Genomic DNA, 21,113 nt, shown 5'->3' on the forward strand with positions numbered 1-21,113 from the left:
GCTATATTCGGTCGCACGTCTTAGTCATACGTCCTTGCCACACACGCGTATAGCGGGGGGGTCCGACGACATGACGCTCGTCGAACGCGATCGACCCATGGATCTACTCGAACGACTCCAATGTGAGAGCGCTTCCGGCCGGGGGCAGGTGGTCCTGATCAACGGCGGTTTAGCCAGCGGAAAGACCGCCCTGCTCGACGCGTTCACCGACCGGGTCGCCGCCTCGGGGGCCCTGGTCCTCAACGCAACCGGCTCCCGCGCCGAACGCACCCTGCAGATGGGGGTGCTGGACCAGCTACTCCGCAGCCCGGCCCTGCCCCCGGCGGTCGCCGGCGACGTGGCACGCATGGTGACGGTCTCGGCACCCGTCGCCGAGGACGACACCGACTCCGTGACGATCCGCCAGTCCCACGTCACCCGGGTCCACGGCATCTGCTCCGTACTGCTCGACCTCGCCCGTGACCGTCCCCTGATCATCGCCGTCGACGACCTGCAGTTCGTCGACTCGGTCTCCTTGCAGGTGCTGCTGTTCCTGCAGCGCCGTATCCGCGCCGCCCGGGTGATGCTGGTCTTCAGCGAATGGGACCACCGGGCCGCCACCCCCATGCGCTCGCGCGCCGAACTGACCCGCCGTCCACACTACCTGATCAAGCTGCCCATGCTGAGCAGGGAGGGCGTGGAGCGGTTGGCCGCGCAGCACCCGGCGGTGACCGCGGACTCGGTCGGCGCCGAGCGCCTGCACCGGTGGAGCGGCGGCAACCCCCTTCTGGTGCGCGCCCTGCTCCAGGACGCCTCGGCCGGCGGCCACGAATTCCGCGACGCCCCCGGCCCCGAGGAGGAATCCGCGTCGGCACCGGGCAGCGCCTTCCGCCGTGCCGTACTGGACTGCCTGCACCGCTGGGATCCGCTGCTGCTGGAGGTGGCGCAGGCACTCACCGTCCTGGGCGACTACTCCTCCCCCTACATGGTGCGCTGGCTGATCGGCGTCAGACAGGACACGGCCGCCCAGATCATCGACGTACTCCAGGACGCGGGCCTGCTGGACGGCCACCTCTACCGACACCAGGCGGCCCGCGCGGCGGTGCTCAACAGCCTCAAGCCGGTCGACCGCACGGCGCTGCACCTGCGGGCCGCGTCCCTGCTCCACGAACACGGGATCGCCGCCTCCGAGGTGGCGCACCACCTGATCGCCGCGGACAGCGGTCAGGGGCAGTGGGCGGCCGACACACTGCGGGAGGCGGCTGCGGAAGCGCTGTCGCTGAACCGCCCCCAGTTCGCGGTCCAGTGCCTGACACTGGCCCTCGGCACCTGCGTCGACGACGCCTCCCGTACGGCGGTCCGGGAGGCGCTGATGCGCATCGAGTGGCGTGCCAACCCCAGTGCCGCCGCCCGCCACCTGGCCCCGCTGCACGAGGCGCTGAACGCGGGGAGGCTGCACTGCGGCGAGGCCGCGCTGCTGGCCCGGCATCTCCTGTGGCAGGGCAGCCAGGACGCGGAGAAGGTCACCGCCGAGATCCTCGGCAGGGCGGACACCACGTCGGACTCCGAGACGGCGGCGGAGCTACGGCTGACCCAGGAGTGGATCCACGGTTCACCGCGACGGCCCCAGCGGAACGCCTCACCCGTCGCCGACCTGACGCTGGGCCGGAAGTCGGCCAAGGTGAACGGCAACGTGTGGGCCCAGGCCGGAGCGACCCTGGCCGCGGCACTGGACGCCCGGAGCAGCAGCCGGGTGGCGCACCAGGCCGAGCAGATACTGCGCAGCTGCCGGCTGGGCGACCACACGCTGGAAGCCATCGCCTGCGCCCTGTCCGCCCTCATCTACGCGGGCAGAGCGGATCTGGCGGCCCCCTGGTGCGACTCGCTGCGGCAGCAGGCGCAGGAGTGCGGAGCCACGACTTGGCAGGCGGTGCTGACGGCACTGCGCGCGGACGCCCATCTGCGGCAGGGCAACCTGGCGGAGGCGGGCGCGCAGGCGCGGACGGCGCTCGACCTGATGCCCATGCAGAGCTGGGGGGTGGTCGCCGGTCTGCCCCTGTCGATAGCGCTGCTGTCGGACATCGCGGTGGGCAGGCAGACGTCGCTGCCCGACCGTGCCGTGCCGCCCGCCATGTTCGAGACGGTGTTCGGGATGCGATACCTGCACGCCCGCGGCCATCACCACCTCGCCCACGGCCGGATCCTGGCCGCCGTCAACGACTTCCAGCGATGCGGCGACCTCATGCAGCAACATGGCATGGACCTGCCAATAATGGCGCCCTGGCGAAGCGGCCTGGCCCAGGCGCATCTGCGGATGAACCAGACGCAGACGGCGCGCGAGTTCGTGGAGGAGGAACTGCGGCGCCCCGGGGCGGACAATCCCCGGGTGCGCGGCCATGCGCTGCGCCTCCTCGCGGAGGCCAGCCAGGTCAAGCTGCGGTCGTCCCTGCTCAGGAAGGCCGTCGACGCCCTCCAGGAATCCGGCGACCGGCTCGAACTGTCGCGCGCGCTGGATGAGTTGAGCCAGGTGCACCACGAGCAGGGACAGTACCGTCGAGCCCGTGTGGTGGCCCGGCAGGCCGCGCAGGAGGCCCGTACGCTGCAGGCGCCGAAAGTGCCCCAGCAGCTCACCCGGGAGGACGAGGCGGAACCGGTCATTTCCGTCTCCGAGTCGGTGCTCAGCGACGCCGAGCGGCGGGTGGCGACCCTGGCTGCCCTGGGGCACACCAACCGGGAGATCAGCCGCCGCCTGTTCATCACGGTCAGCACCGTCGAACAGCACCTGACCCGCGTGTACCGCAAGCTCAACGTCAGCGGCCGGGCCGATCTGCCGGCGGGGCTGACGCTCCATCGCGAACACGCGGTGGGCAGCGCCGGGCCGCAGAATCCGCAGGCATGCTGATCGGCGGCGGCGCCGTCGCCGTGCGATCGCAAATCAGTCAGTTCCGCCGGCCGGGTGCCTCCTACACCTCAACAGTGGATCCAACCCCCCTCTGCAACCCCCACACGCCCTGCCACCATGAAGAGGTGTCGTCGTCGCGCGGGCCCGGTGACCGGGCCCCGCGTACGGCCACCTGTCGAAGACGCGGGAGGGCGGACTGCACGTGGTCCGCGGGGAGGCTATCGTGCCCATTCGACCCAATCTGGGTGTAACGGCGGTCGTTCTGGAGAACGGGGGCCTGGAGCTGTACTCCAGGCGCTCGGGGGTGCGCAGTTGCTGGGGGCCGGTGAGCACCGCGATGTGGATAGCGCTGCGCCAGAACGGCGGCCACCTGGAGCCCGCCGCCGATCTGCTGGCGGCGCTGTGGGGCGTCGACCCGCTCTGCATGCGGTCCGACCTCGACGTGTGGGTGAACGAACTCGGCGACGCGGGGCTGGTGCACAACGTGCCGTGAGCGCGCGGCCGTCGCCCCTCCCGGGAGCGAAGCGTCGGTCGGCGGCTCAGGCAGTGGTCCCCACGAGCCCCTCGGCCCGCAGCTCGTCCACCCAGATCTCCAGTTCGGCGCAGATGATGACCGATTCGGAATTCCACATCGCGGCGAGCGCGGCGGCCGCCCGGTCGATGTCTCCACCGTGCTGCCGCAAGGCTATCCACATCGCGGCGCAAAGCTTGGGGAAAATGCGCGTCTCGCCGCCGCCCGGACGCAGGAGGAGTTCTCCGCTCTGCAGAATAGTCGCCGTCACACCGGGCGTGGGCCGCACATGCATGGATCCCCCTCCTTGCGACAATCCACGTCCGAATCCAGGGGCGTCGGAACATCACAAGAGGTAGAGCATTGATCCGGCGGTGATGACGAGGCGCCACCTGCACTCGAGCAGTCCGGGTAATTCCCGGCGCATCTTGGTAAAGAACTCCCCGACGCGCTTATTGTATATAATTTTTACAACCGTGTGAAGTCCTTGGAAACAAACCGCCAACAGATGACGTTCCGGTAACGGAATGGGGCGGAACGCGCGCCCGGCGTATCCGCTTTCGCATTTCGACGCCCGTCACGAAGAGGGCGTCACCACTTACCGGGACCCCGCCACGGGCACGCCGATTTGGTGTGAAATGACGGACATCACCTCGGCGGCGTGGGCGTTCAGGAAGAAGTGGCCGCCGTCGAACCGGCGCAGCCGGAAGGCGCCGGTGGTGTGCTCCGCCCACGCCTCCGCCTCCGCCGCGGTGACCTGCGGGTCCCGGTCGCCGACGAGCACGGTGACCGGGCAGGCCAGCCGCTTGTCCCCGGTGAAGCGGTAGGTCTCCGCGGCCCGGTAGTCGTTGCGTATCGCCGGCAGGATCATGCGGAGGATCTCCGGGTCGCCCAGTACCTGCGAGTCGGTGCCGCTGAGCCGTCCCAGCTCCTTGATCAGCGTCTCGTCGTCGGCCAGGTGGACCGTCTCGCGGCGGAACCGGGACGGGGCGCGCCGGCCGGAGACGAACAGCCCCTGAAGTCCCGGTCCGCGCTGTTCGAGCCGCAGGGCCACCTCGAAGGCCAGGGACGCGCCCATACTGTGGCCGAACAGGTTCAGCGGCCGGTCCGCCCACGGCAGGAGTTCCTCGACCACCGCGTCGGCCAGTTCGGCAACCGTCCCCAGACAGGGCTCGTGCCGTCGGTCCTGCCGACCCGGGTACTGCACGGACAGGACGTCCACGTCCGGCGACAGTGTGCGCGACACGGGGAAGTAGAACGTCGCCGACCCTCCCGCGTGCGGGAAGCACGCCAGGCGGGTGGAGGCCCGGTCCGCCGGGTGGAACCGGCGGATCCAGTCCCCGTTTCGGGTGAGCGATTCGGTCATGACGTCTCGGCTTCCTTTCCAGGTGCTCTCGTTCGGAGCCCCGTCCCGGATTCGGCGTGTCATGCGGCGGCAAGGAATTTGGGATTCCGCCCCCGCAGCACGCCTGGCGAATGTCCGGAATTCACGGCAGGACACGAGTGCATTTCCCTGCGAGGCACGGAGGAGTGGTTTTCTGCGCTACCCGCCCCGCTTTCGGAGAGAACGCGCGAACGGGCATCCAGGTGGCACTGCGCAGTCGTCCGGGTTACCTTATTCAACCAGCACAAGGACCGCGTCCGCCAGAGCGGGAACCCCCTACTCTGCGCCCCGGTCCCCCTATCGATTGCCCCGTGCATCCGGATTGCCGCGTCCGTCCGAATTGCCGCGCAGCACCCGTCGGGGGCGCATGCCAATCGGCCAGGTTTCGCATGCCGGAACGCGCGAGATTGGCTCGAATACTTCCCCGCACCTAATGCACGGCGAAGGAGAGCCGACCTAAGCTCACAACTCGCCGAGAGCCGTCTTCGCCCACTGCGTCACCGAAGCGGTGACGCCGTAGGAGCGACCGACGACGTCGAGACGACACGGGGGGACCAGTGACGCTGGTTGGTCGGGAAGCAGTACTGCACTCGCTGGAAGAGGGTCTCGCCACCTGCGCGTCGGGCGAGGTGCACACGGTCCTGGTCGAAGGGGCCGTCGGCTGCGGCAAGAGCGAGGTGCTGGAAACCTTCGCCAAACGGGCTTCGCGCTGCGGCGCGCTCGTGCTCCAGGCCTTCGGATCGGCCGCCGAGCGCGCCCTCCCGCTGGGGGTGATACGGCAGTTGCTCGCCTCGGCCGGGCCGGGGCCGCTGCCGCCGCCCGCCTCGCTGGACGACGTCCCGGGGACCGCTGCCATGAACACCTTCTGCGCCGGCCTGCGCGCGGTGACCGCCGACGCCCCGGTGGCGGCCTGTGTCGACGACCTGCATCTCGCGGACGACGCCTCGCTGCGCTTCCTGGCCCACGTCCTGCGGCACGCACACTCGGCGTCGTTCCTGTTGGTCCTGACCGCCCCCCTGCACGACGCCCCGAACGTCGACTTCCGGACAGAGCTGCTGCGGCGCAAGAACGTCACCCGAGCCCGTCTGGAACGCCTCACACCGCAGGAGACGGCCGCGGCACTCGCCGAGGCCGGACCGCGGTACGACGAAGACCTCGTGGCCCTGCTGCACAGATGCAGCGGCGGCAACCCGCTGCTGCTGCGTGCCCTTGCCGAGGAGTACCGCTGGACGGGGCCGCGGGCGTCCGGCGAACCGCTCGCGGACTTCCCCGCGGTGGACGGCCTCTTCGTCCAGGCGGCCGCAACCTGTCTGCGGCGGAGCGGTCCGGCGGCGCTGGACGTGGCACGTGCCGTCGCGGTCCTCGGGACGGACGGGACCGAGGCCGAGGTCGCCCGCCTGCTGGGCATGACCGTACCCGACGTGACCCGCGAACTGGCGTCGCTCACCGCCGCGGGCATCGTCGAGAACCGGCGTTTCGGCCATCCCGCCCTTCCCACCGCGCTGCTGAGCCGGATGGACGCCGCCGACCGCGCCCAGCTGTACCGACGGGCCGCGGAGGTCCTCCACGACGGCGGACGAGCCGCCCTCCGGGTCGCCGGGCATCTGGTGGCCTCCCAGCAGTCGGGAGCCGCGCTGCCGCAGGCGCAGTGGGTGACCGATCTGCTGCGGGAGGCGGCCGAGGAGCTGGTCGAGGCCGGCGACGCCGAGCAGGCCGCGGCCGTGCTGGAGGTGGCTCACGCCGGCCAGCCCGATCCCCAGCGGCGCGCGGAGATCAAGACCCGGCTCGCGGCGATCACCTGGCGGCTGAACCCGGCCGCGGCCGAGCAGCACCTGAGTGAGCCGCTGGCCCTGCTGCGCGGCGGCGGGCTGGCGACGGAGCGTATGGAGTCGCTCGCCTCGGTACTCCTCGCGCAGGGCCGCGTCGCGGAGGCGCACGAGACGCGCCTGCACATCACCGAGGCACTCGACACGGAGTGCGGCGACCCCGCCGAGGGCACCGACTGGCCCCTCCCCGACGACGACCCGGCCGACGGGACGTCCTCGTGCGAGTGGTTCCTGCAGACCACCGCGCTGCAGGACACCACCCTGCTGCCGATCGCCCGGGCGATCCGCACCCTGATCCACTCCGAGCAGCCCGAGTCCGCCGTGGCCTGGTGCCGCAGGCGCCTGGCGGAGGCGGGTCGCTGCAGGGCCCCCGCGTGGCGGGCGGTCTTCGCCACGCTGCACGCGGAAGCGCTGCTGCGTCTGGGCGACCTCGCGGGCGCGGAGGAACACGCCCTGCACGCACTGGAGTTCCTGCCCCAGCGCAGCGGGAACGCCTTCGCCGGCAGCCCGGCGGCCCATCTGATCCGGGCGCGCACCGCGATGGGCCGGCACGCCGCGGCGGCGGCCCAACTCGAACAGCCGGTACCGGACACCCTCTTCCGCAGTGTGCACGGTCTGCCGTATCTGCGGGCCCGCGGCCTGCACTGGCTGGCCACCGGCCAACTACGGCCCGCGCTGGCGGACTTCCTGGAGGCCGGGCGACTCGCCCAGGAGTGGGGACTGGACCGGCCCTCGGTACTGGCGTGGCGCGGTCACGCCGCGGAGGTGCTGCTGCGGCTCGGGGACGCCCGGCGGGCGGAGCAGTTGCTCCTCCAGCAACTGGCCAAACCCGACGCCCGGCGCCCCTGGGTGCACGGCGCGTCGCTGCGGCTGCGGGCGGCGACGCAGCCGGCCGCCCGCCGGCCCGCCCTGCTGCATCGGGCGGTCGCCGAGCTGCGCGTGTCCGGGGACCGCCTCGAACTGGCCCAGGCACTCGCCGATCTGGGCCGGGCGTTGCAGGACACCGGCGATGCCGCCAAGGCCGGCGCCTTCTCGCGGCAGGCGTGGAGCCTCGCCGAGACCTGCGGCGCCGAACCGCTGCGCGAGCGCATCCTGCCCGGTGTCCGGGCCGAGGTGCATCCGGTCGGCCGTCCCGCGCAGGCACCCGTGCTGCCCGACAGCGAGTACAGGCTGAGCGACGCCGAATGCCGGGTGGCCACGCTCGCCGCCCGCGGCTACACCAACCGGCAGATCTCCCGGGAGCTCTACATCACGGTCAGCACCGTGGAGCAGCATCTGACCCGCGTCTACCGCAAGCTCAGCATCGCCCGGCGCCAGGACCTCCCGGCCGACCTTCAGCTCGCCTCCCGGTGATCGCGTAGCGAGGCCTGCCGTGACATGGGGCAAGAGGTGCCCGGAGGGGCGCTTCCCTCTCCCCGTCCCTGGCCCTGGCCCCCGGTAGGGGTGTGCTAGGTACACCATCCGACTCGGGTGCTGCGCCCATCGAAATTCCTCGGCGCGGTCCATAGCGTCGTTGTGGAAGGCGCACCGGGCGCCCGTTGAGGAGACGTCAGATGTCCAGGTTCACTCACCCGACCCCCGGCGGAGACGGCGAGGCGCTGCGCCTCGACTCGGTCAGCAGGGTCTACGGCAGTGGTGAAGGCGCGGTCACGGCACTGAGGGACGTGTCGCTCACGCTGCAGGCCGGCACCTTCACAGCGGTGATGGGTCCGTCCGGCTCGGGCAAGAGCACGCTGCTGCAGTGTGCTGCGGGCCTCGACCGCCCGAGCTCCGGGCGGGTCTTCGTGGACGGCGTGGAGATGACCAAGGGGAGCGAGGCGAAACTCACCCGGTTCCGCAGGGAGCGGATCGGCTTCGTCTTCCAGCACTTCAACCTGCTGCCGATGCTCACGGCGGAGCAGAACGTGATGCTGCCGCTGCGGCTGTCCGGCCGCAAACCCGACCGCCGCAGTGCCCGCGCGGTGCTGGAGCGGGTGGGTCTGGGCGAGCGAGCGGGCCGGCTGCCCTCGGAGCTGTCCGGTGGCCAGCAGCAGCGGGTGGCCATCGCCCGTGCCCTGCTGACCGAGCCGCGGGTGGTCTTCGCCGACGAGCCGACGGGTGCGCTGGACACGCGGAGCGCCCGGGAGGTGCTGGCCCTGCTCCAGGAGTCCGTCCGCGTCCACGGCCAGTTGATCGTGATGGTGACGCACGATCCGGTGGCCGCCGCGCACGCGGACTCCGTGCTCTTCCTCGCCGACGGCGAGCTGGTGGGCCGGATGGAGCGGCCGACCGCCGAGGCCGTCGCCGAGCGGATGACCCACTTGGGTGACGAGGTCGCCCGACGGCATGTGACGGCGGGTGCGTGACGATGATCTCCCTGGCTCTTCGTTCGCTGCGGCACCGCCCCGGCGGCTATCTGGCGAGCTTCCTCGTGCTGTTCCTCGGCTCCGTGATGCTGATGTCGTTCGCCTCGCTGCTCGACACCGCTCAGGGGGACGCGGTGGACGCCGGCAGCGAGGAGACGCTGACCACCCTGGCGAGCGTCGTCGGCGGCTGGGGGCTGCTGCTCGTGGTCTTCGCCGCCACCTCGACGCTGACGCTGGCCGTGCAGCAGCGCAGCGCCGACATGGTCACTCTGCGCAGCGCCGGGGCGACACCGGCGCAGGTGGGCCGGATGATCGTCGGTGAGTCGGCGGTGCTGGCGGTGGCCGCCTCGGTGTGTGCCGTTCCCTGGTCGGTCTTCGGCGGCCGCGCGCTGCTGGACGTGCTGATCGACACCGATCAGGTGGCGCCCGCCGTGTCGTACGCCTTCGGTCCGATCGGGCTGTTCGCGGGCACCGTCATCACCCTGGTGGCCGCCACGCTGGCCGCCCTGGTGACGGCGCGGCGCACGGCCCGGATGCGGGTGGCCGAGGCGAGCGCCGCGACGGCCGACGGCTCCCCGCGCATGGGGTGGATCAGGATCGCGGCGGCGGTGCTGTTCCTGGCCGGCGGGGTGAACCTCGGTGTGATGACGATCGTGCTGGACCACGACAAGAGCGCCGAGATCATGCAGACGGCCGGCTCGGCGTCGATCCTCGTGGCGATCGGCCTGGCGCTGCTGGCTCCCGCGCTCATGCGCGGTGTCACGGCCCTGCTGGACGGCCCGCTCCAGCGGTTCGGCGGAGTGAGCGGCTACCTGACGGTGCAGAACGTGCGCCGCCGGGCGGACCGGATCGGTACGGCCCTGATGCCGGTCATCCTGTTCACGGGCATCGGCTCCGGCACCTTCTACATGCAGAGCATCGAGAACGCCGCGACCGCCGCCGAGGGGGTCGCCAAGACGACGGAGCAGCGCAACATCGAGACCCTGAACTTCGTCGTCATCGGCACGGTGGTCCTCTTCGCCTGCATCATGCTGGTGAACGTCCTGATCGCCGCCACCACGCACCGCAGCCGCGAGTTCGGCCAGCAGCGGCTGATCGGGGCGACACCGCGCCAGGTGCTGCGGATGGTGACCGCGGAAGGCGTCCTGCTGGCCCTGACCGGGGTGCTGTTCGGTTCACTGGCATCGCTGGCGACCGTGCTGCCCTTCACCCTGGCCAGGACCGACGACCTCGTACCGGACGCGCCCCTGGCCATCCACCTCTCGATCGTGGCCGTCGCCGCGACCGCGACGCTGCTGGCGAGCGTGGGCACCGCGTGGCGCAGGATGCGCGTTCCGGCCGTCGAGGCGGCGACCGCCTGATCAACGGTCCGCCCGTTTGCCGTTGTTCCGAACCCCCCGGTCCCTTGTCCGCGCCGGGGTCTCCGCGCCTTCCGCGCAAGGCGGTTGAGCAGTCTCCCGCTGGTGGTTGCGGCCACCCGAGGCGATCTGTACATTTGTCTTAAGCGTAAGTACGTATAGAACAAGTGACAGGAGTCCGCCGTGTGGGAGACCACGCAGACCGCTGAGACGACCGCCCCGCCGCAGGCCGTGTGGACCTGCTACGAGGACCCCGCCACCTGGCCCGCCTGGAACCCCGACCTGATATCCATCGAGCGCTCCGGCCCGTTCTCCACCGGCACGGCCGGGACCGTGACCAACGAGGGCCGCCCGCCCGCGCCGTTCGTCCTGACCGCCGTGGAGTCGGGCACCGGCTTCACGATGGAGACGCGGCCGGGCGGAGACCTGATCGCCCAGTCCATCTGCCACCTGACCCCCCTGGACAACGGCGGCACCCTCATCACCCACACGATGCGGCTGGACGGCCCGTCGTCCGACCAGGTCGGTGCCGCTCAGGGGGCCAGCCTCGCCGCCGGCCTGACGACCGGCGTCCTGGACCTCGCGGAACTGGCCGCCCGCTGATCCAGCGGGACCGCCGCACGCTTGCGGCCACCGGGCGGAAGCCCGGCAGCCGCCCAGGGCCGGACCCGGCCGGCACAGGCCGGCCCAGACCCTCTCACCGCTCAGCCTCCGCACTCCGGACGTCCGGGGGCGCCTGCGAAGGCGGTGTCCCCCAACCCGTCGGTGACGCCGCCGTGTTCGCGATGGCGCGCCGACCTGTCGAGTGAGGAGTGTCCGTCATGAGAAAACGGACCATCGCGATCACCACCCTGATCGTGGCGCAGTTCATGGACCTGGTCGACACCACGATCACCAACGTCGCGCTGCGCCCGATCCAGAAGGACCTGCACGCCACCGACGCCCACCTCGAGTGGATCATGGCGGGTTACCTGCTGGCCTTCGCCGTCCTGCTGATCACCGGCGGACGCCTCGGAGACATCTTCGGCCGCCGCACGATCTTCCTCATCGGCGTGGCCGGCTTCGGCCTCACCTCCCTGTGGGCCTCGGCCGCCGACACCGGTCAGGCGCTGGTGATGGCCCGTGTGGCGCAGGGCGCCTTCGGTGGTGTGATGGTGCCCCAGGTGCTGTCGTCCGTGCAGGTGATGTACGAACCCGACGAACGCGGCAAGATCTACGGCCTGATCGGCGCCATCAGCGCCCTGGGATCCGTGGTCGGTCTCCTCGCGGGCGGCTGGATGGTCACCGCCGACCTGTTCGGCCTGGGCTGGCGCGTCGTCTTCCTGGTCAACGTGCCGGTCTGCGTGCTGCTGCTGGCCCTGGCGAGCTTCTTCGTCCCCAACAGCCGCTCCGAGCATCCGCTGAAGCTGGACCTCCTCGGCGTACTGCTCGCCGCGAGCTCCGTCTTCCTCATCGAGTTCCCGCTGATCGACGGCCGCATGGCCGACTGGGCGCCGTGGATCTGGGGCATGCTGAGCGCCGCCCCGGTCGTGATCGTGCTCTTCGTCCTCCAGCAGCGCGCCAAGATGCGGCGCGACGGCTCCTCCCTGCTGCCGATGCAGTTGTTCGCCGACCAGGGGTTCAGCCGCGGCCTGGTGGTGCAGATCCTGTTCTGGATGGCCAACGGCGGCTACATGATCGCACTCGGGTACTACCTCCAGACCGCGCTGGGCTTCACCCCGTTCAAGACCGGCCTGACCATCTTCGGCATGACCGTCGGCTCGATGATCGTCACCCCGGCCGGCGCACCGCTGGCGAAGAAGTTCGGCAAGTACGTCATCTTCGCCGGCGGGATCATCCAGGCCGCCGCGTTCGTCTACGCGATCTGGGTCATCAACGACCAGGGAACAAGCCTGACCGGCTGGGACCTCGCGGTGGCCCTCGGCGTCTCCGGCGCCGGCATGGTCCTGCTGATCGTGCCGCTCCTGGACGAGGCGCTGCGCACGGTCCCCGCGACCGCCGCGGGCGCCGCGTCGGGCACCTTCACCACCTTCCAGCAACTCGGCTACTCGCTGGGCGTGGCGGTCGCCGGCGTCATCTTCTTCAACACCGCCGGCGAGCGGCCGACCTTCAGCACCCTCAACGACGCCGTGACCAACGCCCTGTGGGTGACGGTGGCCGCCTTCGCCCTGTCGGGCCTCTTCGCCCTGCTCATGCCGAAGCTGCGACCGTACACCTCGCCGTCGGACAGCCAGGGCCCGCAGGCGGTCCCGGTCGGCCAGTGAACGACCCGTGCGGCACTCCGGGACGGAGTGGCCGCACGGCATCGCCACAAGGCAACGGCATCGCACAGGGGAGGGGCCTCGGGGGGGGGGGGGGGGAGAGGAGGGGGGGGGGGGGGGGCGTTCCGCCCTCCCCTCCCCCCCCCCCCCCCCCCCCCCCCCCCCCCCCCTCCCCCCCCCCCCCCCCCCCCCCCGCCGCCGGGTCGGTCAGGGGTGCGGGGCGGGCATCGCACCGGTTTCCAGGAGCAGCTGGAGGTGCGAGAAGAGGCACTGGTTGGGGTCGGCGAGGTCGATGCCGCTGATGGTCTCCGCCCGCTTCAGCCGGTAGCGGAGGGTGTTGGTGTGCACGTGCAGCAGGCGGGCCGCCGCCCTCATGTTGGACTGCGCGGCGAAGTAGGCGAGCACGGACGGGACCAGTCCGGTGTCGTGTTCCTGGTCGTAGGCGAGGAGCGTGGTGATCCGCGGGTCGCGCAGCCTGGGGTGCCGCTCCAGCAGGGCGAGCGTGTCGCCGACGAGGACCTCGGAGCGTACGTCGTCGATGGTGGCGACGCGCCGCTCGCCGCGGGCGGCGATGATGTCGAGCACCCGGTCGGCCTCCGCCTTGGACTCGGCGATCGCGTCGAGCCCCTTGACCACGGAGCCGACGGCGGCGCACACCTGCAGTTGGAGCCGCTGCCCGGCGGTGCGCACGATCTCCTGCGCCAGCGAGCCGACCGCGCCCTCGCCGGAACGTTCCGGCAGACCGGGCAGCAGCATGTACACACGGGTGCCGGCGCCGGCCACCAGCGAGCGGCGGCGGAACGCGGCGGCGTGCACCGAGACGAGGTTGGTCAGCTCCGCCCGGCGCAGCTCGAACGCGGGCCGGCCGGCCTCCCCGCCGGTGGTGCTGTCGCGCAGCGCGAAGGCGACCACCGCCGCCCGTTTCGTCAGATCGGCGCCGATGCGGGCGGCGAACGTCCGCGGGTCGATGTGCCCCTCGAGCATCCGGCTGAGCAGCGCGTCCTCCAGCCGCAGGTCCGAGGGCGCGCCCGCGCGGTGCCGCACCAGCAGCAGGGCCGCGGTGCGGGCGGCGCCGATCAGCGCGCTCTCGGCGTTGTCCGACAGCTTCTCCCGGCCCTCCTGGACCCAGATCGCGCCCAGCGTCTGCTCGTCGACGCGGATGCCGATGGCCAGCCGCCTGCGGATGCCGCGCTCGGGGCGTTCCTCGACGTGCACGACCTCCTCGCCGGCGCGCAGCCGCTCGTACACGCCCCACTGGCGCAGCAGCGCGAGGAAGTGGGCGGGGCCCTCGCGTCCCAGGATGGAGCGGCGGCGCAGTTCGTCGACGTCGTCGTCGGAGCGGGAGTAGGCCAGGACGTGGTTGGCGCTGTCCTCGATGCTGACGATGCCGCCGGTGAGCGCGGCCACCGTCTCGGCCAGCGAGAACAGGTCGGCCGGCTGACCGGCCACCGGCCGTTCCCCGGCCCAGCGGGCGTCCGCCAGCACCTCTCTGACCTGGGCGTCGAGCCGGGCCCAGCGCACCTCGGGCCGGATCCCGAACACCACCGTCCCGGTGTCCTCGGCGAGGTCCTTCAGCGCCTGCCGGTCGTCCTCCGCCTCCACCTTCACCGCCACGGCCGCCGCACCCCGGCGCGCTGCGGCCCGCGCCAGCTTGACGGCCCGGCGCCCGCGCGCCCCGATGAGCAGCACCAGGTCGTCGTGGTAGGCGTCCGGTTCCTCGTCGGCGTCCAGGATCGCCACGTCGTTGATCTCGGCGTCCAGCCCGGCGGGCGCGGCGACCACGTCGATCACCGGCTCACCCAGCGCCAGCAGCAACTGCCGCATGCCCGCACCGGCGGGCGCAGTCTCGTCCACGCTGAGCACCCGTCCTGTCCCGCGGCCGGTGCGATACGGCGCGCGGCTTTACGCGATCATTGACAGGACAAACATACAAAATGAGGGCGCGCGGTGGAAGTATCCGAGCCGTCAGGCGGCGCCGCGTACCGCCGCCTCCACCCCGTCCTCGGCAGAGCGCAACAGTTCGGCGAGCGCGTCGCACCCCCGCGACCACATCCACCCGACCCGAATCCTACGGGCGTGCGGCGCGCCCCGCGGGCAGACGGGCGCCGATGATCTCACGCAGCCGCTCGGACTCGTCCGTGCCGTCCGGCCCCTGCTTGGGCAGGAACACCAGGCAGGAAGCCCGCTTGTCGGCGCTCACCAGCACGAACAGGTGACGCGTCTCCACGTACCGGCTCATCGCACCCCAGCCGTACCGCACGAGGGTGTGCTCCGTCCGCACGGACACCCCCGAATCCTCGACGGTGATCTCCCGCTCCCCACGGTCCGCGTGGATGCGCTGCTGCGCCCGGGACGTCATCCAGGGCAGCCCGACCAGCCCGAAAAGCAGGAACGCCACGGCGAAGAACGCCCCGACCGAGTCCAGGTACATCTCGTCCGGCGTGGTGTGCACCGCCATGACCGCCATCAGCACCGCCGCGACGACCACGACCACCCGCTGCCGGCGTACGGCCGCCGACACCTTCGCGTGCCCCCGCATCGCCTCCCGGAACTGTCCGGTGGTCGTCGTGTGCCTCAACTCGACGCGTCTCTCGTCGACCTGCGGCGTTTCCGTCGTCATCCCGCACCAGCCCCACTTCGTCCTCACCGGGGCGCAACGCGCGGCCCCGGACCGGGTCAGAGCCTCTCCGACGCCGACCGGAACTCCACGGTCCGTATCCGTATCGTGATCAGACCCGCGTCCGTCCGTGGCCTCTACGCGGCCGACGCGGCCCCCTCACGCGAGGGACGCGAGTGACGCGAGGGAGCAGAGGGCCCCGCCTCCATGACGGAGAGGGCCGGGGCGGCCCCGTAGGATCCGCCCGTGCTCCCCTACTCCGGCAGGCCCTCCGCAGAGGCCATCCTCGCCGCCCTGCCCGCCCTCGCCCCACATGCCCGGCCCGCGGTGGTGCTGGCTCCGACTCCGGGGGCACCCGGGCCGCAGCACAGTTCGGTCGCCGGACCGCTCCTCTGGCCGGCGGACGAACCGTGGCCGCACTGTTCCCTGCCGGACGCGCGGTCGGAAACGGGTCTGCCGCCGACCGCCGTGATACCGGTGATCCAGGTCTTCCGCAGGGACGCCCCCGGCGACTGGTGGCCGGAGGACACGGACGTCTTCCAACTGCTGTGGTGCCCGAACGTGCACGGGAACCCACCCGCTCCGCACGCCCCCGCCTGCCCGACCGTCGAGATCCGCTGGCGGCGGACGGCCGACCTGCCGCCTATCCCCGTCCCGGCGCCCGCTCCACTGCGACACGTGGACGACACCTACGGCTTCACGCCCCGACCGTGCCTGCTGACCCCCGTACCCCTGACGGACTTCCCCGACCCGGAGGTGCTGCCGGACGACCTCGCCGAGGACGTGGACCGCCTGGCGGCGCGGACCGCCGACGAGGACGGCGCCGATCTCATCAGCTGCGTGGCCGGCTGCAAGTTCGGCGGCTGGCCCACCTGGCAGGTCACCGGACCCACCGAGGTGCCCTGCCGCACCTGCGGCACCCCCATGGACCTGCTGTTCACCGTCGCCAGCGACCCCGTCACGGGGATCACCATCGGCAGATGGGGAGACCTCCGCGTCTTCGCCTGCCCCAAGGGCCCGGGCCACGCCTACGAGTTCGACGTGCAGTGATCCTCCCCGCGGCGGGGTCTCTCCCTCTTGCGGACGAGCCGACCGTCGCACGGTGCGGTCCCGCCCCCTGCCCGGTCAGGGCTTCGGGAGGGTGGCCGGGACGACGGGCCTGTTCCGGCAGCCGAACTGCTTCGCCACCGTGCCGGCCGAACGCAGCAGGTAGGTCAGATACTCGCGGAGCCCGGCGTTGTTGACGAGGCTGTCGGTCAGGGCGCCCTGCAACGGCGCTCCGTTCTCCTGCCCTGCCGGCGCTCCCGGCACCAGGCACTTCACGTAGACGAAGTACGCGGTGAAGCCGTTCAACTGGCGCGCCACGAGCTTCACGTCGGAGCTGACCGGGAAGACCACCTGCGGAACCCCCTCGGAGACCTTCTCGCCGAACGGGAAGTCGAAGGGGAAGGTAGACGCGCCGTAGCTGAGCGAGAGACGGCGCTTGTACGGATTCGCCGCCCGCATGCCGATCCGGCACACCTCGGTGTCCGAGCGGGGCGGCGCCTGCTCGGCGTCGGCCGTCCACGACCTGGCGTCCCTGTAGAACCTGTCCTTGGCCGAGGCGACATCCTCGGCTTGCTCCGGTCCCGCTTCCTGGGGACTGTGGGTCTCGGCCCAGGCAACTCCGTCCTCACCGAGCAGGGTCCGGCAGGTCCGCTCCGCCCGGTCCTCCGCGTTCTTCCCGTCACCCGAGCCGCATCCGGCCGCAGTGAACAACAGCGGCGCCAGCAGGCCCACCGCCACAGTCCTCCGCATGGCGATACCCGCCTCGCTCATCATCGTCCTCGCTGTCGTTCCTGTCGGCGTCACAGTCGGCCCGCGCCCTTTCGGTGAGCTTCCACCCCTCACGCGGGGCATATCCTGGTCCTCCGCGCAGTCCGGGAGCGGTGCCCTCGCGTTGTCCGCTCCGCCGTCTCCCGGTCTCCCGTGCGCGCGTACCCGCGCAACGGCGTGGTGGGCGCCAAGGTCTCCGCACGCGTCCGAGCCGTTCGGCGGCACCGCAGAGGGTCGGGTCCCTCTTCCTCAAAGTGCAACAGTTTCCGGGAATCTGTCGCGCTCCGGCACCCCGGCACCCCGGCACCCCGGCACCCCGGCACCGATAGCCGCAGCCTTGTCGGCGGCATGGTCAAGACGACGGCACGATCGGCATGCTCACAGTCAGGACGGACATGCCCCGAGTCGACCGCGGCACCACCGCCGAGAGGCATCAGCCGCAGCAGCCTACGCCCTGCCCTGCTCCCCGACCCGCCAGGGTACGGCCGGTCGACCTGCACACCGCCGTCAGAGGGCGCGGACGAACTCTGCCCAGGCCCCCGGTGCGACGGTGAGTCGCGGCCCGGCGGTGCGGTGCTTGGAGTCGCGGACGTGGACCGCGGTGCGAGCACCGGCCACCTCGACACAGGAGTCACCGTCGGGGCCGCTGCTGTAGCTGCTCTTGAACCAGACTGGTTCGCTCGAGTTGCCCGTAGCCGACTTGCGGATCATGTCTCTCCCAGCAGTCGCTCGATCAGCGCCAGGGACTCCCGTGGCGGGAGAGCCTGCGCCCGGATGGTTCCATAGCGCAGTTCAAGGATTCGAAGCTGTCTCGGGTCCGACGTCGGGCGTCCGTTGAATGCCCCGTCGGAACGCCCCACCGCCGTGCCATCCTCGAATTTCAGCACCTCGATCCTGCCACTCAGACCGGGATGCGCAGCGCTGTCGACGGGCATCAGCTGAAGCGTGACGTGAGGCAAAGCCCCTACTTCCAACAGGCGTTCGAGCTGCTGCCGCCGCACCATTGTGCACCCAACCCGGCGGCGGAGGGTCGCCTCCTCCAGCACGAAACCGAGGGCCGGCGCGGGAGATCGATCGAAGATCGCGCGACGCGCCATCCGGGCAGCCACTCTGCGTTCCAGATCGTCTTGCGAATAGGCGGGCTTCCACGACTCCAGCAACGCGCGGGTGTGTTCCGGAGTCTGCAGCAAGCCGGCGATGTTGCAGCACTCGTACACCCCGATCTCCACCGCCCGCGCCTCCATCTGCGCCAGGTCGCGCACCTTCTTCGGGTAACGGACCTTCCTGACGTCCTCCTTCATGGCCGAGAGCAGTCCGCCCGCGCCGAGCACCCTGTCGGCCCTGTCCAGGTACTCGGGGCGGGGGATCCGCCTGCCGCTCTCGATCTTGTAGACGAGGTCCTCGCCGTACCCGACGGCCTCGCCGAACTCGGGGACGCGCATGCCCACCGCCTCGCGGCGCAGCCTCAACTGCCGTCCCACGGTGGCGATGACCGCGAGCCCCCAGTCGTCGTCCGGGTCCACCTCCCAACCCGGCTCGTCCGCCTCGGTCCTGAGCCGACCCGCCTGCGCTTCCACGGACATCCCGCGCCCCTCCGTCGTACGAACCCGCCCGGACGCGATGCCCGCGACCGGCCCGCCGACAGTCCGGACAGGACCGGACAACGCGTGGACAGTCGCTCTACGTACCGGCGTCCTCACTGTGCACGGTAGACGCGCGCCGCCACGCTGAGTGACGTGAACCAGAAATCTCCCGACCTCGTCGCCCCGGTCCGCGACTTCAGCGTGCGGCTGTCCCCCACACCCCGTGGCGCCCGGCTGGCACGTCTGCTGACCTCCGCCCAACTGCGCTGCTGGGGAGTGCCCTTGGAGGCAGCGGAGCAGATCGTGGCCGAGTTGGCGGCCAACGCGGTGACGCACGGGCGGGTCCCCGGCAGGGACTTCCGGCTCACGCTCTACGTCGTCGCCGGCACCCTCCGCATCGAGGTGACCGACACGCGCGGTGACCGCCGACCGGTCGGCCCCGCGCAGCGCACCGGCTGCCGGGCGGATGTCGACGACGATGCCGAGTCCGGTCGCGGGCTGCTCCTGGTCGACGTGCTCGCCGACCGGTGGGGCGTCGCGGAAGGGCCCCGCCCGCGCAAGACGGTCTGGGCCGAGGTCAGGCTGCCGGAGTGACGGGCCCGCCGGAATGGCGGGGCTGCCGGGGTGGCGGGGCTGCCGGGGTGGCGGAAGGGGGTTCGGAGAACCGGGGTCCCGCTTTCTGGATTCCGGCCGCTCGGGCGCCTTCCTCCAAGGACCGGGAGAGGAAAGGAACCCGGCCAAGCCCCACCCCTCCCGCCCGTCGCGGGCAGCTCACCCGGGCGGGTGAATATGCCCAACCGGGCTGGATTTCGGACCTGTTGCTTGCTCTACGCTCAGCGCAACGGAGCAGCGCCGGGCACGGCACCGCACCGGACAACCGCAGACATGAGTCGGCCCCCGCCGGGAGTAGCGATCCCACTGCGAGGGCCTGACCACCGAGGAAGGCAACAACTTCCCGATGGATACGCAGAACCCTAGCGTGCACCCGCGCGCCGAGTCCCGCGATACCGCCGACAACCACTCGAAACGGCGTTTCCGACTCCGTTCCGGTGGACTGCACCACGACAACTCCCGCCACACCGCCCGCTTCACGGTGATCGGCAACCACCTGGTGCAGCACCCGGACCTGTCCCTGGTCTCGATCGGACTCGCCGCGCACATCCAGTCCCTCCCGGCCGGTGCCCGCGTCGACATCAGGTCGCTCGCCGCCCGCTTCCCCGAGGGGACGGTCCGCATCGCCGCCGCGCTGCGCGAGCTGGAGGCCCACGGCTACCTGCGCCGCGAGCGGTTACGGGCCGCCGACGGCCGGGTCGTCACCCGCACCACGTCCTGCAACCGGCCCGGCGGCCGGCCCCGTGACAGGCCGAAGCCGTACCGCCAGGCACCCGGAGAGACGCAGTCCACGCCCCCTCCGAGCACGAAACGGCAGGGCGCGGAAGCAGCGGGCACGAAAGCGGCGGGAGCGGCGGGCGCCAGAGCCGTCGGCGCGGAGGAGGCGGGCACGGCAACCCCGAGCGCGGCCCGCTCCTTCGCGGAACCCCCGAGCCCGATCCCCTTCGTCGCGGAACCCCCCGACGGGGAACTCCCCGTCGCGAAGACTCCGAACACGGAACTGCGGGCCGTGAACCCGCCGACCGCGCGGAAGCGGAAGCCCCGCAGGCCGCTACCGGCGGTACCGCAGCCCGCCTTCCCCGCAGCCGCGCTCCTGGCAGCCGCGACCGACCTGCTCACGGGTCTGCGACGGCACGACCCGCGGCTGCTCCTCTCCGCCTGCGACACCGCCCACCTCGCCCCCGGCGTCGCCGCCTGGCTGGAGCGCGACGTCGCCGCCGGCTCCGTACGGCTGGCGCTGACCGCCGACCTTCCACCCGGCGGGGAGCTGCGCCGCCCGGCCGCCGTGCTGGCCCACCGGCTCACTGCCGACCTGCCGCCCCCGCCGCCGTTCGGTGCACCGTCGCCGCAGCCTTTCGGTGCACCGTGCCCGCCCCCGTCATCGTCCTCGTCTTCGCCGCCGGCTCCGTTGCGCCTGACCCGCCGCCATCCGCTCCAGAACTGCGACGGCTGCGACCGCGCCTTCCGTGCCCCCGCACCGGGCCGCTGCCGCACATGCCGGTCCGCGCAGTGACCTCCGGTCCGGGGGCGGAGGTGCAGGACGGGGCTACCGCTGTCCAGCGCGCCTGGCGCGGCGCGATGCGGACAGTCGATACACGCCGATACCGAGTCCGGTGATCCCGCCGACGCCCAGGAAGCTGCCGAGGAGGACGAACCCGAACGGCTCGTTCACCGGGTCGGCGCCCGTCCGCTGCCGACTGCCGTCCGCGGCGATCGCCACCACCTCCCCGCCCCACACCGTGCCGGTGACACGGTCCCCGGCGTGCAGCCGCTTGAGCAGCGGATCGTCGGCGAAGAAGGACACCTCACCGTCCCAGAACCGTGGTCGCGGACGCGGAGCGGGTCCGGACTGGCCCCGGCACGGGTCAGGCGCGGATCCGGACTGGCCCCGGCACGGGTCGGGCGCGGATCCGGAGCAGG

18 protein-coding genes are annotated in these 21,113 nt (G+C 71.7%); 10 read left to right on the plus strand and 8 right to left on the minus strand.

Translation table 11 applies throughout. The annotated features are described in order from the left end of the window. Positions 1-70: 70 nt before the first annotated feature. Positions 71-2,881 (plus strand): AAA family ATPase, encoded by a 2,811-nt coding sequence (locus tag ACL02U_RS17925; protein ID WP_412791854.1) that lies wholly within the window; start codon positions 71-73, stop codon positions 2,879-2,881. A gap of 223 nt (positions 2,882-3,104) precedes the next feature. Further along, a complete protein-coding gene (locus ACL02U_RS17930; protein ID WP_412791855.1) occupies positions 3,105-3,374 on the plus strand; it encodes a PqqD family protein in 270 nt (89 codons plus the stop codon). 46 nt (positions 3,375-3,420) lie between these two features. Here ACL02U_RS17930 and ACL02U_RS17935 read toward each other — a convergent pair whose 3' ends face one another. Beyond that, complete coding sequence (locus ACL02U_RS17935) at positions 3,421-3,687, minus strand: PqqD family protein (RefSeq protein WP_412791856.1); 267 nt, start codon at positions 3,685-3,687, stop codon at positions 3,421-3,423. Positions 3,688-3,990: 303 nt separating this feature from the next. Continuing rightward, positions 3,991-4,758, minus strand: a complete 768-nt coding sequence (locus tag ACL02U_RS17940) for a thioesterase II family protein (protein WP_412791857.1) — start codon at positions 4,756-4,758, stop codon at positions 3,991-3,993. Positions 4,759-5,333: 575 nt separating this feature from the next. On the opposite strand from ACL02U_RS17940, the gene ACL02U_RS17945 reads away from it, so the two are divergent. The 5 genes from ACL02U_RS17945 (at position 5,334) to ACL02U_RS17965 (ending at position 12,569) form a co-directional block, all read left to right on the plus strand. Next, positions 5,334-7,955: an AAA family ATPase gene (locus tag ACL02U_RS17945; protein ID WP_412791858.1), complete on the plus strand. Its 2,622-nt coding sequence runs from the start codon at positions 5,334-5,336 to the stop codon at positions 7,953-7,955. A gap of 200 nt (positions 7,956-8,155) precedes the next feature. Further along, positions 8,156-8,947, plus strand: a complete 792-nt coding sequence (locus ACL02U_RS17950; RefSeq protein ID WP_412791859.1) for an ABC transporter ATP-binding protein — start codon at positions 8,156-8,158, stop codon at positions 8,945-8,947. Positions 8,948-8,949: 2 nt separating this feature from the next. Then, positions 8,950-10,308, plus strand: coding sequence for an FtsX-like permease family protein (locus tag ACL02U_RS17955; protein ID WP_412791895.1), 1,359 nt, complete (start codon positions 8,950-8,952; stop codon positions 10,306-10,308). Between the two features lie 180 nt (positions 10,309-10,488). After that, positions 10,489-10,908 carry an SRPBCC family protein gene (locus tag ACL02U_RS17960; RefSeq protein ID WP_412791860.1) on the plus strand — a complete coding sequence of 140 codons (420 nt, stop codon included), beginning with the start codon at positions 10,489-10,491 and terminating at the stop codon, positions 10,906-10,908. Between the two features lie 218 nt (positions 10,909-11,126). Then, positions 11,127-12,569 (plus strand): MFS transporter, encoded by a 1,443-nt coding sequence (locus ACL02U_RS17965; protein WP_412791861.1) that lies wholly within the window; start codon positions 11,127-11,129, stop codon positions 12,567-12,569. A 204-nt stretch (positions 12,570-12,773) separates the two neighbouring features. Here the strand turns inward: ACL02U_RS17965 and ACL02U_RS17970 are convergent, their stop codons facing one another. Continuing rightward, the gene (locus tag ACL02U_RS17970; RefSeq protein ID WP_412791862.1) at positions 12,774-14,420 is read right to left on the minus strand and encodes a PucR family transcriptional regulator; all 1,647 of its coding nucleotides are present in this window, start codon (positions 14,418-14,420) and stop codon (positions 12,774-12,776) included. 214 nt (positions 14,421-14,634) lie between these two features. Next, positions 14,635-15,186: a YcxB family protein gene (locus tag ACL02U_RS17975; protein ID WP_412791863.1), complete on the minus strand. Its 552-nt coding sequence runs from the start codon at positions 15,184-15,186 to the stop codon at positions 14,635-14,637. A gap of 243 nt (positions 15,187-15,429) precedes the next feature. On the opposite strand from ACL02U_RS17975, the gene ACL02U_RS17980 reads away from it, so the two are divergent. Then, complete coding sequence (locus tag ACL02U_RS17980) at positions 15,430-16,233, plus strand: hypothetical protein (protein WP_412791864.1); 804 nt, start codon at positions 15,430-15,432, stop codon at positions 16,231-16,233. A 75-nt stretch (positions 16,234-16,308) separates the two neighbouring features. Here the strand turns inward: ACL02U_RS17980 and ACL02U_RS17985 are convergent, their stop codons facing one another. The 3 genes from ACL02U_RS17985 to ACL02U_RS17995 form a co-directional block, all read right to left on the minus strand. Then, entirely contained in the window at positions 16,309-17,001 is a 693-nt protein-coding gene (locus ACL02U_RS17985; protein ID WP_412791865.1) for a hypothetical protein, read from the minus strand. A gap of 504 nt (positions 17,002-17,505) precedes the next feature. Continuing rightward, positions 17,506-17,709: a DUF397 domain-containing protein gene (locus ACL02U_RS17990; RefSeq protein ID WP_412791866.1), complete on the minus strand. Its 204-nt coding sequence runs from the start codon at positions 17,707-17,709 to the stop codon at positions 17,506-17,508. Further along, complete coding sequence (locus tag ACL02U_RS17995) at positions 17,706-18,581, minus strand: helix-turn-helix domain-containing protein (RefSeq protein WP_412791867.1); 876 nt, start codon at positions 18,579-18,581, stop codon at positions 17,706-17,708. The genes ACL02U_RS17990 and ACL02U_RS17995 overlap by 4 nt, the downstream gene beginning before the upstream one ends. A gap of 153 nt (positions 18,582-18,734) precedes the next feature. Here ACL02U_RS17995 and ACL02U_RS18000 point away from each other — a divergent pair, with 153 nt between their 5' ends. Beyond that, entirely contained in the window at positions 18,735-19,175 is a 441-nt protein-coding gene (locus ACL02U_RS18000; protein ID WP_412791868.1) for an ATP-binding protein, read from the plus strand. 364 nt (positions 19,176-19,539) lie between these two features. After that, positions 19,540-20,706, plus strand: a complete 1,167-nt coding sequence (locus ACL02U_RS18005) for a helix-turn-helix domain-containing protein (RefSeq protein WP_412791869.1) — start codon at positions 19,540-19,542, stop codon at positions 20,704-20,706. 33 nt (positions 20,707-20,739) lie between these two features. Here ACL02U_RS18005 and ACL02U_RS18010 read toward each other — a convergent pair whose 3' ends face one another. Continuing rightward, positions 20,740-20,997 carry a hypothetical protein gene (locus tag ACL02U_RS18010; protein WP_412791870.1) on the minus strand — a complete coding sequence of 86 codons (258 nt, stop codon included), beginning with the start codon at positions 20,995-20,997 and terminating at the stop codon, positions 20,740-20,742. Between the last annotated feature and the right edge of the window lie 116 nt (positions 20,998-21,113).

This window comes from Streptomyces sp. MS06 (assembly GCF_047200655.1).
In the GTDB taxonomy this organism is placed as follows: Bacteria; Actinomycetota; Actinomycetes; order Streptomycetales; family Streptomycetaceae; genus Streptomyces.

Coding starts and splice junctions, on each gene's coding strand:
- ACL02U_RS17995 (WP_412791867.1), bottom strand. CDS start 18,581: ATGTCCGTGGAAGCGCAGGCGGGTCGGCTCAGGACCGAGGCGGACGAG.
- ACL02U_RS17975 (WP_412791863.1), bottom strand. CDS start 15,186: ATGACGACGGAAACGCCGCAGGTCGACGAGAGACGCGTCGAGTTGAGG.
- ACL02U_RS17965 (WP_412791861.1), top strand. CDS start 11,127: ATGAGAAAACGGACCATCGCGATCACCACCCTGATCGTGGCGCAGTTC.
- ACL02U_RS18005 (WP_412791869.1), top strand. CDS start 19,540: ATGGATACGCAGAACCCTAGCGTGCACCCGCGCGCCGAGTCCCGCGAT.
- ACL02U_RS17990 (WP_412791866.1), bottom strand. CDS start 17,709: ATGATCCGCAAGTCGGCTACGGGCAACTCGAGCGAACCAGTCTGGTTC.
- ACL02U_RS17985 (WP_412791865.1), bottom strand. CDS start 17,001: ATGAGCGAGGCGGGTATCGCCATGCGGAGGACTGTGGCGGTGGGCCTG.
- ACL02U_RS17950 (WP_412791859.1), top strand. CDS start 8,156: ATGTCCAGGTTCACTCACCCGACCCCCGGCGGAGACGGCGAGGCGCTG.
- ACL02U_RS17925 (WP_412791854.1), top strand. CDS start 71: ATGACGCTCGTCGAACGCGATCGACCCATGGATCTACTCGAACGACTC.
- ACL02U_RS17935 (WP_412791856.1), bottom strand. CDS start 3,687: ATGCATGTGCGGCCCACGCCCGGTGTGACGGCGACTATTCTGCAGAGC.
- ACL02U_RS17940 (WP_412791857.1), bottom strand. CDS start 4,758: ATGACCGAATCGCTCACCCGAAACGGGGACTGGATCCGCCGGTTCCAC.
- ACL02U_RS17955 (WP_412791895.1), top strand. CDS start 8,950: ATGATCTCCCTGGCTCTTCGTTCGCTGCGGCACCGCCCCGGCGGCTAT.